This window comes from Lentzea sp. NPDC004782, from assembly GCF_040609115.1.
Classification (GTDB): domain Bacteria; phylum Actinomycetota; class Actinomycetes; order Mycobacteriales; family Pseudonocardiaceae; genus Lentzea.
Window position 1 is genome coordinate 164584 of the sequence record NZ_JBEXJN010000008.1, and the last position, 13870, is coordinate 178453.

Genomic DNA, 13870 nt, shown 5'->3' on the forward strand with positions numbered 1-13870 from the left:
GGCGCCGGCGGACGATGTCAGAACGGAACCAACCGCGATGGTGGCTGCCACGGTCCCGAGGACAGACCGACGCAGGGCGCCCGAATTGAACATGGAACTTCTCCGTTTCCTCATCAGCACTCACCAGAACGGGTATCCGCAAGGGTTTCCGGGCAGAACGGAACGGACAACCGCCTCCAACTGATTGCCACCGCACGGATATTCGAGGCCCAGGCCTCATCCGGCCAGGACGTCCAAGCCGGGCTAAGTCCTTCGTACGAGCGAAGATCCTGCCCGATAATCGGCCGATGATCAGACTGGTCGCGACCGACCTCGACGGCACGCTGCTGCAACCCGGTGGGGTGCTGAGCGACCGCACCCGTGCCGCGCTCGACGCCGTCGACGCGGACGTCGTGGTCGTCACGGCACGGCCGCCGCGGTTCGTGCAGGACCTCGCGCTCACCGGCACGGCGATCTGCTCGAACGGCGCCATGATCTACGACCTGACGAACCGGGAGGTCACGCACGCGCAGACGGTGCCGTTCGACGTGGTGCGGAAGGTGGCGGAGGCGCTGGCCTCGGTGATCCCGGACGTCGGCATCGCGGTCGAGACCGGGCTGGAGGTGTTGTCGGAGCCCGGTTTCCGGGGCTTCGGGCCGAAGAATCCACATCGGACACTCGAACTGCTCGACCACGTCTTCGAGGAGGCGCACCAGGTCGTGCAGATGCTCGCGTGGGCGCCGGAGCGCGAGAGCGACCACATGATGGAGATCGCCAGGGAGGCGGTCGGGCAGCACGTCACGGTCACGCACTCCGGCGGCACGGGTCTGCTGGAGATCAGCCCGCCCGGTGTGTCGAAGGCCGCGACGCTCGAATCCCTCTGCCGCGCAAGGGGGATCGGCAGCGAAGAGGTGATCGCGTTCGGGGACATGCCGAACGACCTGTCGGTGCTCGGCTGGGCCGGCACCGCCTATGCGATGGGCAACGCGCACCCGCTCGTCAAACAGGCGTGCCGCAACCACGCGCCGCCGAACACCGAGGACGGCGTCGCCCAGGTCCTCGAAAAGCTGTTCAACCTCTAACGGCGCGGCACCGAGGTGGGTCCGGCCACCTCTGCACCCAGCGCTGTCACCCGCCGCCGCAGCTCGCGGTCGGCGGTCACCACGGTCACCGGACGGCCGGCGCCCTCGGCCCGCACCACCTCGACGATCTTGTCGTCACCGTCGCCGGAGGCCGCGACCACGCGGACGCCGTCGACGCTGGACACGTTGCGCGCCTTGCCTTCCACCACGAGGACGACCTCCTCGTCCCGGCCCCGCAGCGCGTCGCGGAGGCGTTCGGCCGCGCCCGCCCGGTCGCGCCACCACCCGTCGGGCACCGAACCCACGACGTTGGCGGCATCGACCACGAGCAACGGCTTCACGCCCCTCAGCGTGCCTCAGCCCCGACGCGCCCGCAGCGCGTCCAGCGAGTCCGGTCCCTCGTCGACGGCCGCCGTGCCGACGGCAGCCGCGGGCACACCGGCCCAGCGCAGCACGGCGGCGGTCGCCGCCCCGCGCTCCTCCTCCGGCAGCCGGGCGATGTTCGAGCCGTGGTTGCCGCCCGGCACGACGAACGCCAGCGAGTCGCGCGTGCCCGGCCCGAGGTGGAACGGCTCGGCGCTCCACGGGTCGTTCTGCCCGTAGACGAACAGAAGCCGCGAACCTTCGTAGCGCACCCACCGGTCGATGTCCTTCATCGCGTGCTTGTCGAAGCGCGGGAACCTGATCGAGTCCGGCACCATCGTGCGCGGCACGCTGGAACCGGGGTAGCGCAACAGGTCGCGGACCGCGGACTCGTCGGCTTCCGGCCAGCCGAGCTGCGTGCCCGCCTGGTAGTAGTAGGTCTCGTAGGGCGCAACGCCGGCGTCGGTGTAGAAGTCCCAGCCGACGGTCTTGTCGATGAACGTCCACAGGTCGTCCACCGAGGCGGCGGGACCGGGCACCAGCGCGCACTGGTCCTGCGTGCCGTACTGCCAGAAGGTGAACGGCGTGTCCAGCACCAGGACCTCCAAGGCCCGGTGCGCGCCGCCGAACTGCCGGTACGTGTAACCCTGCGCCTCCAACCGGGCCACGATCGCGTCCCGGTTCTGCAGGATCTGCCGCTGCACGCCTTCGAGGCGCCGGTTGCATGTCGGGTCGTTGCCGACGTTGCGGATGAACTCGCCGTAGGAGTCCTCGTCGTTCACCACGTCGTTCGGTGCCACGTAAGCGATGGTCGCGTCGACGTCGTGCGGGAAGAACCGGCGGTGGTAGACCGACGTCATGCCACCCTTGCTGGCGCCCGTCGAGAGCCAGCGTCCGCGGTAGATCTTCTTGAACTCCCGCACGATCCGGTGGTGGTCGCCTGCCGCCTGCCGGATGTTCAGGTCGTCCCAGTCCGCCGGTGACGGCCGGGACGGCGGGAAGAACCGCTGCTCCACGCTGATCTGGTTGCCGTCGACGAGCCGGGCCGGTTCGGACGGGCTGATGGAGCCGGGCAGGTGGTAGCCGGTGGTGTGCAGCACCATCGGCTTCGAGTCGTCCTTGTGCAGCAACGAGATCCGCTGTTCGAACTGCCGCCCGCGCGGCTTGCGGTGGTCCGCGGGCTGCTGGATGCCGAGCACGAACGTCCGCGCGGTGCCGGACGTCCCTTCGCTGATGATCCGGACGCCGGGCAGCGCGGCGATCCGGTCTTCGATGTCGGGAGCGGCGTTGACGACCGAGGCGACAGCCAGGAACTGCGCCGATGCCAGGCCGAACGCCAGCAGGGAGCGTACGAGTCTGTTCACCGAGCCAAGCTAGTGAGCCCGCACGCTCCGCCGGACCGGCCGATCGTCGCTATTCGAAGCTGGCGTAGTAGGACGCGGCCATGTCCTCACCGCCGTGGCCTTTGGTGACCGCGCGGTTCAGCCGTGCGGCCGAGGCCTGTGCGACGTCGAGGTGCACGTTGCCCCGCACCGCGGCTTCGTTGACGAGCAAGGCGTCCTTCAGCGCGTTCTGCACGGTGAACGCGGGCGGGAAGGACCGCTCGATGATCGCGTTGCCCTTCATCTGCAGGTACGCGCAGTCCATCGCGCCGCCGGAAACGGCTTCCAGGAACAGCTTCGGGTCGAGACCGGACGCCTCGCTCAGCGCCACGGCCTCGCCGACGGCCGCGGTCAGCGCGAGCACCCAGCTGTTGGCGACGAGCTTCAACCGCGAGGCCGCACCGGCTTCACCGACCCACATCGTGCGGACGCCGATCACGTCGAACACCGGCTGCACGCGCTCGCGCAGTTCCTCGGCACCCGAGGCCAGCACGACGAGCTTGCCCTCCGCCGCGGGCTTGGTGCTGCCGAGGACGGGCGCGTCGACGAACTCGAGCCCGAGCGAACGGGCGAGCGCGATGTGGTCCTCGGTGAAGCCGATCCCGACCGTGGAGGACTGGATCCAGACGGCGTCGTGCGGCAGCGAGTCGGCGGCGGCCTGCATGGTGGCCGTGACCGCGGGACCGTCGTTGAGCATGGTCAGCACGATCTCGGCGCCTTCGACGGCCTGAGCGGGCGTGTCGGCGACGACCGCGCCCCGGTCGGCGAGGGGTTCGGCTTTGGCGCGCGTGCGGTTCCAGACCCGGACGGCATGTCCGGCGGCGGCGAGGTTGGCTGCGACGGGGGCACCCATGAGGCCGGTGCCGAGCACGGCGATCTCCATGTCCCCAGCAAACAAGAAACCTCGCGGTGCTGCCAGGTCGGGGGTCCGACAGCACCGCGAGGTCAACCGTGACATCGGCGGACCGACGTGCACTGTTACAACGCCATCATACTGTGGCGCGGATCACGTTTAACAGAATGAAACCCCTGGAGCGCGGGAGGTGCTCCAGGGGTTCCCGTTCGGGGAGGCACTCGCGACGGGGCGCCGTGCGAGTGCCGGGTCGTGAAGTCAGCGCAGGGTGGTGACCTGAGCCTGGGCGATGGCCATCAGCTCGTGACGCATGGCCGGCGTGGTGGCCATGTCGATCGCGCGAGCCACGGCCTTCCGGTTGCGCGCCTCGGCACGACGGGCGCGGAGCTTCGCTGCGAAGTTCATCGGGGTCTGCACTTCCCTCTCGGAGGTCTGTTCGGTTGGTAACTCAAGTATGCACCCTCTTTCCCATGAACGCACGCGATTATCCGGTGAGTTGGGGCACACGCCGATGAATCGTCGGCAGACAACGTGAACAGCCGGACAACGCTGGGCGACCCGGATCACTCCTCGCGGCCGAGCAGGAACCTCCCGAAGTGCGGCACGGTGAAGGCGATCTGACCCCGTTCCGCGCTGTAGACCAGGCCTTTCTTGATGAGCGAGTCCCGCGCGGGCGACAGCGACGAGGGCTTGCGACCCAGGTGGTCGGCCACCTGGGCGGTGTTGACGCCCGCGTCCTTTCCGTCGGTCAACTCGGCCATCGCCCGGAGATACTCGCGTTCGGCGGGCGTCGCACGCTCGTATCGGGAGCCGAAGAAGCCCACGGCGAGCTCCGCGTCGGCCTCCGGAGCGGCCACGGAGACGTCCAGCGCGCTGATCGGGTCCGCCGGCGCGGCGTCCCAGGCGGCCTTGCCGTAGGCCTGGATGAAGTACGGGTAGCCCCCGGACGCGTCGAACAACGCGTCCAGCGCCTCGTCCGTGATGCCCGCGTCCTCCCGTTCGACCGGGGCGAGCACCGCGCGGTCGGCGTCCTCACGACTGAGCCGGTCGATCCGCACGTACCGGAAGAGCCGCTCCGAGTACGACTTGCTGGCACTGAGCACCGCGGGCAGGTGCGGCAGACCCGCACCGACCACCACGAGAGGTGCGCCGAGCTGCGAGAGCTCGTGACACGCCGCGCACAACGCGCTGATGTCGTCCGGCTTGAGGTCCTGCATCTCGTCGATGAGCAGCGCGACGCCCGTGCCGACGTCCTGCGCGAGCTCGGCGACGTCGGTGAACAGCTCGACCAGGTCGATCTCGATGTCACCGGAGTCGGCCCTGCCCTGGGCGGCGGGCACGTCGATGCCGGGCTGCCAGCGGTCGCGCAGCTTGGCACCGTCCGGTGCGGCCCGCAGCGCGAACGCCTTGAGGATGCCGAGGATGGCCTCGACCCGGTCCGGCGCGCGGTGGCGGACGGCCAGGTCGCGGATCGCCCGGTGCAGCGCCGCCGAGAGCGGTCGTCGCAGGTCGGCGTCCGGCCGCGCCTCGACCTTGCCCGCGCCCCAGCCGCGTTTGACCGCCATGGACCGCAGCTCACCGAGCAGCACCGTCGTGCCCACACCGCGCAACCCGGTCAGCACCAGGCTGCGTTCGGGACGGCCGCGGGCCACGCGTTCGAGCACCACCTCGAACGCTCCGACTTCCTTGTCCCGGCCGGCGAGCTCAGGAGGCCGCTGGCCTGCACCGGGAGCGAACGGGTTGCGCACCGGGTCCATGGCTCGCACCGTATCGGCGTTTCTAGCACCCCCTCTAGAGACACGCAGACGCCGCTCGCTTCGCTGCACGCGGGGCCCTTTCGTGCGCCAGGAGCGAACGAAAGCTCCCCGCGTGCACTTGGCGAGGCGCGTATTCGGCTTTCTAGTGTTTGAGCAATACAGGGGAATAGTTGCGGATGGACCTGGGCAGCGGTTGGCTGGGCGGCGTGGCTGAAGTCGTGACCAAGGGGACCGGCGAGGTCGAGCGCACCGCCGACCGCGCCCAGGTGGACGTGACGTTCGAGGCGATCGGCGCCGAACGCTCCGAGGCGGTGAGCATGCTCAACCAGCGCATCTCCGCCGTGGAACCGCTGCTCGAGGATTTCGAGGTGCGCTCGCGGGAGCTGTCCGTGCACGACAACTGGGACAACAACCAACGCGTCGGCAGCCGCGCGCAGCAGCAGTACGTGATCTGGGTGTCCGACCTGGACAAGCTCGACGGACTGCTCGCCGACCTCGTCCAGGCCGAGCCGTCGTGGATCAACGGCCCGTCGTGGACGCTCGTCGACGACGCCGAGGCCATCCGCGAGGCGCAGAAGGAGGCCGTGGCGGACGCGCTCCGTCGTGCCGAGGGTTACGCATCGGCGCTGGGGCGGCGGCTCGGGCCGTTGCTGCGGATCGGCGACACCGACGGCGGCGTGGGCTACTCGCCGCGGATGAGCGCTGCCGCGTCGTTCGAGATGGCCGGGCCTGCGGGAATGGTGGACCAGCTGAACCTCAAGGCGCAGCAGATCACCGTTTCGGCGTCGTGCACGGCCGCCTGGTCGTTGCTGGACTAAGTCGCTAACTGGCCTGCAGGGTTTCCACCGCCGCGTGGACGGCGGTCGCGTCGCGGTCGCCGGGGCGGGACTCCAGCCACTTCTTGAGCCAGGTGTCACGGCGTGCGGCCGCGGCGGCCAGCGTCAGCACCAGGTAGGCGCGGCGTTCCCACTCGCGGGCTGACGCCATGGCGTCGGCGGCCGGTCGCCACTCGTCGCGCAGCGTGGCGACGAGTGCGCGAGCCAGCACCGGATCTTGCTCGGGATCGACCTGCAGCATTCGTCCCCCAACCCCCGGCACCGCACCTTCGCGGTTCAGAGAGTGTGCATCGCGCTCCGCCAGAAATCACGCATGACGGCCGTCGGGGCAGGGCTGGTCATGGCGGTGCGGGTGAGCAGGATCGTGATCAGGTTCTGCGACGGCACGACGTGGGCGGCGGTGCCGGAGCCGCCGACCCAGCCGTAGCGGCCGGGAACGTTCCACGGGTCGATCTCGGCGATGTCGACGCTGCCGCCGTAGCCCCAGCCCTGGCCCTCAAGGAAGATGTGCGCCGCCTCGCGCTCCGCCGCCGACGTGGTGTCGACCGCGAGCTCTGGCAGGAGGTCGCTGGTCAGCAGGTGGCGGTGGAACGCCAGCAGGTCGTCCGCGGTGGACTTCAGGCCACCAGCACCGGACGGCAGGGTGTCGCTGATGAAGCTGGTGCTGGTCATGCCGAGCGGCGCGTAGAAGCGCTCGGCCAGGAAGTCCGGGAGCGAGCCGGTCACGCGGTGCAGCAGGAGGCCGAGGACGTCCGACCCCGTGTTGTAGAGCCAGCCTTCGCCCGGTTGGTGCAGCAGCGGCACCTCGGCGATCTGCTTCAGCCACTCCTCGGGGGTGGGCAGGTCCTCACGACCGTGCAGATGTGCCTGTTCGAAGAGCTTCTTCGTGGCCGGCAGGAAGAAGTCCGCCGTGAAACCCCAGCCGGACCGGGAAGCCTGCAGGTGGCGGACCGTGATCGGCCTCGTCGCGGGAACGACGTCGTCGACGTCACCGTCCGGAGTGCGGACGACCACCGGGTGCGCGAGCTCCGGCAGCCAGTTCGCGATCGGGTCGTCCAGGGCGATCTTCCCGTCCCGCACCAGCAGCGTCGTCGCCGCCGCGATGATCGGCTTGGTCAGCGAGGCGATCAGGAAGACCGACTCCCGCGTCTCGCCGCCGACCGACGCGAACTCGACTTCGTCGACGCGAGCGACGAGTGCCACGGCGTTGGGCACCGCCTCGCGGTGGGTCTCCAGAACTTCCTGCAGCGTCATGGTCGTCATCCTTCTCCGGTGAGGGTTCGGATGGTCTGACTTCAGCACTGAGCGGAACTCATCGCTCCAGGATCGCCGTGATGCCCTGACCTCCGGCGGCGCAGATCGACACGAACCCGCGGCCGCTGCCCCTCTGGTGCAGCAGCTTGGCCAGCGTCGCCACGATCCGGGCGCCGGTGGCGGCGAACGGGTGGCCTGCCGCGAGCGAGGAGCCGTTGACGTTGAGCTTCGTTCGGTCGATCTCGCCGAGGTCGGTCTCCCAGGCCTTCAACGTGGCCAGCACCTGCGACGCGAACGCCTCGTGCACCTCGTAGAAGTCGAACTCCTGCAGCTTGAGGCCCGCCTTGTCGAGCATCCGCGGCGCGGCGTGCACCGGTGCCATGAGCAGGCCCTCGTCGCCGTGCACGTAGTCGACGGCGGCGGTCTCGGCGAACGTCAGGTACGCCAGCACGGGCAGTTTGCGAGCCCGCGCCCACTCCTCGGTGGCCAGCAGGACCGCGGAGGCGCCGTCGGAGAGCGGGGTCGAGTTGCCGGCGGTCATCGTGTCGCCGAAGACCGGCTTGAGCTTCGCGAGCTTCTCGACGCTGCTGTCCGGGCGGAGGTTCTGGTCGCGGGTGAGGCCCAGGTACGGGGTGACGAGGTCGTCGAAGAAGCCCTCGTCGTAGGCGCGGGCGAGGTTGCGGTGGCTGCGTGCGGTGAGCTCGTCCTGGTCCTCGCGGGTGATGCCGTACTGGGCGGCGGTGATGGCCGCGTGCTCGCCCATGGACATGCCTGTGCGCGGTTCGCCGTTGCGCGGCAGGTGCGGCACGACGTGGCTGGGGCGCAGCTTGGTCAGCAGGCTGACCTTGCGGGTGCGGTTGAACTCCAGCAGGAGCTTGCGGAAGTTCTCGTTCACGCCGATCGGGGCGTCGCTGGTGGTGTCGACGCCGCCCGCGATGCCCGCCTCGATCTGGCCGAGCGCGATCTTGTTGGCCACCGCGATGATCGCCTGCAGGCCGGTGCCGCAGGCCTGCTGGAGGTCGTACGCGGGCGTTTCCGGGCTAAGCTTGCTGCCCAGGACCGACTCGCGGACGAGGTTGAAGTCGCGCGAGTGCTTGAGCACGGCGCCCGCGACCACCTCGCCGAGCCGCTCGCCCTGCAGGCCGAAGCGGCTGACCAGACCGTCGAGCACCGCGGTGAACATGTCCTGGTTCGACGCGGTGGCGTACGGGCCGTTCGAGCGGGCGAACGGGATGCGGTTGCCGCCGATGATCGCTACTCGCATACCGGCATACTACCTACTAGCGAGTAGACTTACTAGCTAGTAGGTTATGTGACGTGGACAGGTACCAGAAGTTCGCCTCTTCGGGGCTGGGGCGCCAGCTCGTGCGCAGGCTCGGCCTGCCGAACCCGTATCCACTCCGCCGCGACGCCGCCTTGGCCGCACCGGTGCTGGTCGGCGGCGCCTCCCGGCTGCCCTTCCTGAAGCAGCTCGAAACCGGGTCCGCTCCCTATGGCGCGTTGGTGTTCGACGCGTCCGACGTGACGTCGGTGAGCGAGCTGCGGCAGCTGCACGACTTCTTCCACCCCGTGATCACGCAGCTCGGGCCGTGCGGGCGGGTGATCGTCATCGGACGGTCGCCGGACTCCGTGGCGCAGCGGGCTCTCGAAGGCTTCGTGCGGTCGGTCGGCAAGGAGCTGCGCCGGGGCGGCACGGCGAACCTCGTCCACGTGGCGGACGGCGCCGAGGAGGGCGTCGAGTCCACGCTGACCTTCCTGCTGTCCGGGCGGTCGGCCTACGTGTCCGGTCAGGTCATCCACATTTCCGGCAACGCCGCCACCGGCTCGCTGGACGGCAAGGTCGCGCTGGTCACGGGTGCTTCGCGCGGCATCGGTGCGGCGATCGCGACGACGTTGGCCCGCGATGGCGCGCACGTCGTCTGCCTGGACGTTCCCGCGGCCGGCGACGAGCTGTCGAAGGTCGCGAACTCCGTCGGCGGCTCGGCGTTGCAGCTCGACATCACCGGCGATCCCGCGCGGCTGACCTCGTACCTGATGGACCGTCACGGCGGCGTTGACATCGTCGTGCACAACGCGGGCATCACGCGCGACAAGACGTTGGCGCGCATGGACTCCTCGCTGTGGGACGCGGTGCTGGAGGTCAACCTCGCCTGCCAGGAGCGGGTCAACGCGGCACTGCTCGAAGGCGACGTGCTGCGGGCCGGCGGGCGGATCGTCGGCGTGTCGTCGATCGCGGGCATCGCGGGCAACGTCGGTCAGACCAACTACGCCACCTCGAAGGCCGGCGTGATCGGCATGGTCAAGTCGCTGGCGCCCGTGCTGGCCGACCGCGGCGCCACGATCAACGCCGTCGCGCCGGGGTTCATCGAGACCAAGATGACCGCGGCCGTGCCGTTGCTGACGCGCGAGGTCGGGCGGCGGATGAACAGCCTGTCGCAGGGCGGCTTGCCGGTCGACGTGGCGGAGACGGTGGCGTGGTTCGCGGCGCCGGGTTCCGGTGGCGTGAACGGCAACGTCGTGCGGGTGTGCGGCCAGATGCTGCTGGGGGCTTGATGTTGCTGCGCGCCGCCCTGACGTCGTTCCGGCGCGGGGACACCCTTGCCGCGAAGCCCGTTTCCGCGGTCGTCGACGTTTCGCTCAGGCATCTGACGGCCTACAACGCCGTGTGCGGGTTCGCGCTGCGCGACGCGTTGCCGTTGACCTACCCGCACGTGCTGGGCTTTCCGCTGCAGATGAAACTGATGACCGGCTCGGGGTTCCCGTTCCCGTTGCCCGGTCTGGTGCACATCGCGAACCGGATCACGCAGTCGCGGCCGCTGAAGATGTGCGAGCCGTTGGAGATCACGGTGACCGCGCGCGATCTCCGGCCGCACCCGCAGGGCACCCAGGTCGACGTGGTGACGTCGGTTTCCGGGGTGTGGGAGAGCGTGTCGACCTACCTGCGGCGGACCGGCGGCGGGTCCTCCGGCGGCGAGGAACTGCAGCGGCCCGTCGGGTCGACCGTGTGGCGGGTGCCTGCGGACATCGGGCGGCGGTACGGGGCGGTGTCCGGCGATCGCAACCCGATCCACATGTCCCCGTTGAGCGCGAAGCTCTTCGGTTTCCAGCGGGCGATCGCCCACGGGATGTGGACGAAGGCCCGCTGCGTGGCCGCGCTGGAGGGCCGGCTGCCCGAGGCCGTGACGGTGGACGTCCGGTTCAAGAAGCCGTTGCTCATCCCCAGCCGGGTCGAGTTCTCGGCCTTCGAGGTCTCCGGCGGCTGGGAGTTCGGCGTGTGGGGCAAAGGCCCCCACCTGCTGGGGTCAGCCCGTGATCTAACGACGTGACGGCGGGTGCCAGACGTTGCCCTCGACCAGGTCGCCGAAGCCCATCCAGACGAGGTTCATGAGCCGGGCCGCGACCACGCCGGCGGGTTCCTCCGGGTGATCGAGCCACCACTCCGCGAGCGACTCACCCGCGCCGACCAGCGCGGCGGCCAGCGACTCGGCCTCCAGCTTGGTCGCGGGCGCCTTCGTGGACTGCGTGAGCAGCGCCGCGACCAGCGACACCGCGCGGCTGCGCATGTCGGTGAGCTCGACCGCGAACGGCCCGCCCTGGGTCGACGCCTGGCGGTGCAGCACCATCCAGCTGGCCCGGTTCTCGCCGACGAACCCGAAGAACGCCCGCAGCCCGCTCCACAGCTGCACGTCGGGTTCCTGGTCGGGCTCGACGCCGGTCGCGATGGCCTCCATCATCCGCGTGGCCTCACGCCGGATGCAGGTCGCGAACAGCTCTTCCTTCGAGCCGAGGTAGGCGTAGAGCATCGGCTTGGAGATGCCCGCCACCTCGGAGATCTCGTCCATCGAGGCGGCGTGGAAGCCGAGCCGCGAGAACACGTCGACGGCGGCGTCCATGATCTGCCGCTCGCGCACCGCGCGTGGCAAGCGCTTGGCTCGACCTTCTGTGCGCATCACACCCCCTCGGTTCGGAGGAACAAGATTATCCGATCGGGTTGCCACAATACCTACTCACCAGTAGTCTTACTCGCCAGTAGGTACCAGGAGGTGTGTCCATGACGCTCGACCTCACCACCGAGGCGATCGCGAAGCTCAGCCCGACCGAGCTGATCAGCACGTTGCAGCAGATCTCTCCGGACGATCCCGCGCTGGCCGACGTGAACATCGACGTCATCGCCCGCGGCATCGACCCGAAGAAGCTGGGCAAGGCCGACTTCGCCGCGTTGCTGAACGCCCTGGGTGCGTTGGCCGACGGCGGCGCGGACCTCGACCTGGCGAAGATGGACCCGTCCAACTTCGCCCGCATCATCTCGCGCGCCTCGAAGGACCAGATCGAGGCCGTCGTCTCCGACCCCGCGCTGCGGGTGCGGGTGCTCGACGAGGTGTTCCGCCGCATGGAGGTCCACTTCCGCGCGGACCGCGCCGGCGCCACCCGTGCCGTCGTGCACTTCCACGTGCTCGAAGACGTCTACGAGGCAATCATCGAAGACGCCACGTGCGTCATCAACAAGGGCGTGACGCGCGAGGCCCGTGCCGTCGTGACGCTGACGCCCGCCGACTTCCTGAAGCTCGCGACCGGGAACGCCTCCGCCCCCGTGCTGTTCATGACGGGCAAACTGAAGGTGAAGGGCGACCTGGGGTTCGCGGCCGGGTTCATGAGCCTGTTCAACATCCCGAAGGCCTGACGGAGAGGTTTTGCAGTGGGTGGCTTCTCGCTCGAACTGAACGAAGACCAGACCGACCTGCGCGACTGGGTGCACGGTTTCGCTCGCGACGTGATCAGGCCGGCGGCCTCCGAGTGGGACGAGCGCGAGGAGACGCCGTGGCCGGTGATCCAGGAGGCCGCGAAGATCGGCCTCTACGGCTTCGAGGCCCTCGCGACCTGGTTCGCCGACCCGATCGGCCTCTCGCTGCCGATCGCGACCGAAGAGCTGTTCTGGGGTGACGCCGGCATCGCGCTCGCGCTGATGGGCACCGGCCTGGCCGTCGCGGGCATCTTCGCGTCCGGCGAACCCGAGCAGCTGGCCGAGTGGGTGCCGGAGTGCTTCGGCGACGAGAACGAGCCGAAGCTGGCGGCGTTCTGCGCGTCCGAGCCCCAGGCCGGCTCCGACGTGGCGGGCTACCGCACGCGGGCGCGCTACGACGAGGCCACCGACGAGTGGGTCATCAACGGCCAGAAGGCCTGGGCCACCAACGGCGGCATCGCGAACGTCCACGTCGTGACCGCCGTGGTGGACCCGGCGCTCGGCTCACGCGGCCAGGCCGGCTTCATCATCCCGCCCGGCACGCCGGGCCTGTCGTCACCGGGCAAGATCAAGAAGCACGGCATGCGCGCCTCGCACACCGCGGACGTGTTCTTCGACGACGTCCGCGTGCCCGGCCGCTGCGTGCTGGGCGGCCGCGAACGCCTCGAAGCACGCCTGGCACGGGCCCGCGAAGGCAAGAAGGCCGGCGGCCAGGCCGCGATGGCCACCTTCGAGACCACCCGCCCGACCGTCGGCGCGATGGCCGTCGGTGTCGCACGCGCCGCCTACGAGTACGCCCTGGACTACGCCAAGGACCGCGAGGCGTTCGGCCGGAAGATCATCGAGAACCAGTCGATCGCGTTCGACCTCGCGAACATGCGCATGGAGATCGACGCGGCGCGGCTGCTGGTGTGGCGCGCGGCGTGGATGGGGCGCAACAACGTGCCGTTCACCGCGGGCGAGGGCTCGATGTCGAAGCTCAAGGCGTCCGAGGTTTCGGTGTGGGCCACGGAACGGGCCATCCACATCCTCGGCGGGGCCGGGTACACGCGGGAACACCCCGTGGAGCGGATGCACCGCGACTCGAAGATCTTCACCATCTTCGAGGGGACCTCCGAGATCCAGCGGCTGGTGGTTTCTCGGATGATTTCCGGGATGCAGATCAAGTGAGCGGCTTACCCTCACGCACATGTGGGGGTTCTTGTTCAGGTTGCTGGCGGTGATCGGCGTGCTCGCGGGCGCGGCGGTCACCGCTTCCGCGTTCGTGCCGGGTGCGCCGCGGGTTCCGGTGTGGTCAGCGCAGGTCGCGCTGTTCGTCAGCGTGCCGCTGATGCTCATCATGATGTTTCGGGAGCACGGCCGTTTTCCCGACCGGAAGACTCAGCGCGCGATCTGGGCGACCTGGCGGAAATCGCAGCCGGTGTGGGTGCGGACGCTGGTGGCGGTGATCAGCTGGGGATGTATCGCGCTGGCCGTGTACACCTACTTCATCGCGATCAACGGCAAGCACGACGTGACTGGGGAGCAGTTCGCCGGGTTCACCGGGCCGCTCGCGCTGGCGGCGAACGTCAGCGCGCTGGCGTTCGCCTTCGTCAGGCGGCGGGAGGCACCCGCCGCCTGACG

The 13870-nt window shown here is 69.5% G+C and carries 16 protein-coding genes; 7 read left to right on the forward strand and 9 right to left on the reverse strand.

The genetic code is table 11. The features are described 5' to 3' along the window. Window positions 1-287: 287 nt before the first annotated feature. Entirely contained in the window at window positions 288-1061 is a 774-nt protein-coding gene (locus ABZV40_RS10355) for an HAD family hydrolase (protein ID WP_355438244.1), read from the forward strand. Here the strand turns inward: ABZV40_RS10355 and ABZV40_RS10360 are convergent. From ABZV40_RS10360 to ABZV40_RS10380, 5 genes are all read right to left on the reverse strand, one after another. Beyond that, the gene (locus tag ABZV40_RS10360; RefSeq protein ID WP_355438246.1) at window positions 1058-1402 is read right to left on the reverse strand and encodes an NTP pyrophosphohydrolase; all 345 of its coding nucleotides are present in this window, start codon (window positions 1400-1402) and stop codon (window positions 1058-1060) included. The genes ABZV40_RS10355 and ABZV40_RS10360 overlap by 4 nt on opposite strands. 15 nt (window positions 1403-1417) lie before the next feature. Further along, complete coding sequence (locus ABZV40_RS10365; protein ID WP_355438248.1) at window positions 1418-2788, reverse strand: S28 family serine protease; 1371 nt, start codon at window positions 2786-2788, stop codon at window positions 1418-1420. A 49-nt stretch (window positions 2789-2837) separates the two neighbouring features. After that, a complete protein-coding gene (locus ABZV40_RS10370) occupies window positions 2838-3689 on the reverse strand; it encodes an NAD(P)-dependent oxidoreductase (protein WP_355438250.1) in 852 nt (283 codons plus the stop codon). 228 nt (window positions 3690-3917) lie between these two features. Beyond that, window positions 3918-4064, reverse strand: coding sequence for a hypothetical protein (locus ABZV40_RS10375; RefSeq protein WP_167969512.1), 147 nt, complete (start codon window positions 4062-4064; stop codon window positions 3918-3920). Between the two features lie 158 nt (window positions 4065-4222). After that, on the reverse strand, window positions 4223-5416 hold the full coding sequence (locus ABZV40_RS10380; protein WP_355438252.1) for an ATP-binding protein: 1194 nt from the start codon (window positions 5414-5416) through the stop codon (window positions 4223-4225). A 206-nt stretch (window positions 5417-5622) separates the two neighbouring features. On the opposite strand from ABZV40_RS10380, the gene ABZV40_RS10385 reads away from it, so the two are divergent. Beyond that, window positions 5623-6234 carry an SIMPL domain-containing protein gene (locus ABZV40_RS10385; RefSeq protein WP_355438254.1) on the forward strand — a complete coding sequence of 204 codons (612 nt, stop codon included), beginning with the start codon at window positions 5623-5625 and terminating at the stop codon, window positions 6232-6234. Between the two features lie 4 nt (window positions 6235-6238). On the opposite strand, the gene ABZV40_RS10390 is transcribed toward ABZV40_RS10385, so the two are convergent. From ABZV40_RS10390 to ABZV40_RS10400, 3 genes are read right to left on the reverse strand one after another with little or no spacing between them, the layout of a single operon-like run. Continuing rightward, entirely contained in the window at window positions 6239-6493 is a 255-nt protein-coding gene (locus ABZV40_RS10390; protein WP_355438256.1) for a hypothetical protein, read from the reverse strand. 35 nt (window positions 6494-6528) lie between these two features. After that, the gene (locus tag ABZV40_RS10395) at window positions 6529-7506 is read right to left on the reverse strand and encodes a serine hydrolase domain-containing protein (protein ID WP_355438258.1); all 978 of its coding nucleotides are present in this window, start codon (window positions 7504-7506) and stop codon (window positions 6529-6531) included. Between the two features lie 58 nt (window positions 7507-7564). Beyond that, window positions 7565-8770 (reverse strand): acetyl-CoA C-acetyltransferase, encoded by a 1206-nt coding sequence (locus ABZV40_RS10400; RefSeq protein ID WP_355438260.1) that lies wholly within the window; start codon window positions 8768-8770, stop codon window positions 7565-7567. 53 nt (window positions 8771-8823) lie between these two features. Here ABZV40_RS10400 and ABZV40_RS10405 point away from each other — a divergent pair, with 53 nt between their 5' ends. Further along, a complete protein-coding gene (locus ABZV40_RS10405; RefSeq protein ID WP_355438262.1) occupies window positions 8824-10059 on the forward strand; it encodes a 3-oxoacyl-ACP reductase in 1236 nt (411 codons plus the stop codon). Then, the gene (locus tag ABZV40_RS10410; RefSeq protein WP_355438264.1) at window positions 10059-10832 is read left to right on the forward strand and encodes a MaoC/PaaZ C-terminal domain-containing protein; all 774 of its coding nucleotides are present in this window, start codon (window positions 10059-10061) and stop codon (window positions 10830-10832) included. The genes ABZV40_RS10405 and ABZV40_RS10410 overlap by 1 nt, the downstream gene beginning before the upstream one ends. On the opposite strand, the gene ABZV40_RS10415 is transcribed toward ABZV40_RS10410, so the two are convergent. Further along, window positions 10821-11456, reverse strand: a complete 636-nt coding sequence (locus ABZV40_RS10415) for a TetR/AcrR family transcriptional regulator (protein ID WP_355438266.1) — start codon at window positions 11454-11456, stop codon at window positions 10821-10823. The two genes, ABZV40_RS10410 and ABZV40_RS10415, sit on opposite strands and share 12 nt — an antisense overlap. A gap of 101 nt (window positions 11457-11557) precedes the next feature. Between ABZV40_RS10415 and ABZV40_RS10420 the strand changes: the two genes are divergently transcribed. From ABZV40_RS10420 to ABZV40_RS10430, 3 genes are read left to right on the forward strand one after another with little or no spacing between them, the layout of a single operon-like run. Then, entirely contained in the window at window positions 11558-12187 is a 630-nt protein-coding gene (locus ABZV40_RS10420) for an SCP2 sterol-binding domain-containing protein (RefSeq protein WP_355438268.1), read from the forward strand. Between the two features lie 15 nt (window positions 12188-12202). Further along, window positions 12203-13417, forward strand: coding sequence for an acyl-CoA dehydrogenase family protein (locus ABZV40_RS10425; RefSeq protein WP_355438270.1), 1215 nt, complete (start codon window positions 12203-12205; stop codon window positions 13415-13417). Between the two features lie 19 nt (window positions 13418-13436). After that, entirely contained in the window at window positions 13437-13868 is a 432-nt protein-coding gene (locus ABZV40_RS10430; RefSeq protein WP_355438272.1) for a hypothetical protein, read from the forward strand. Window positions 13869-13870: the final 2 nt, after the last annotated feature.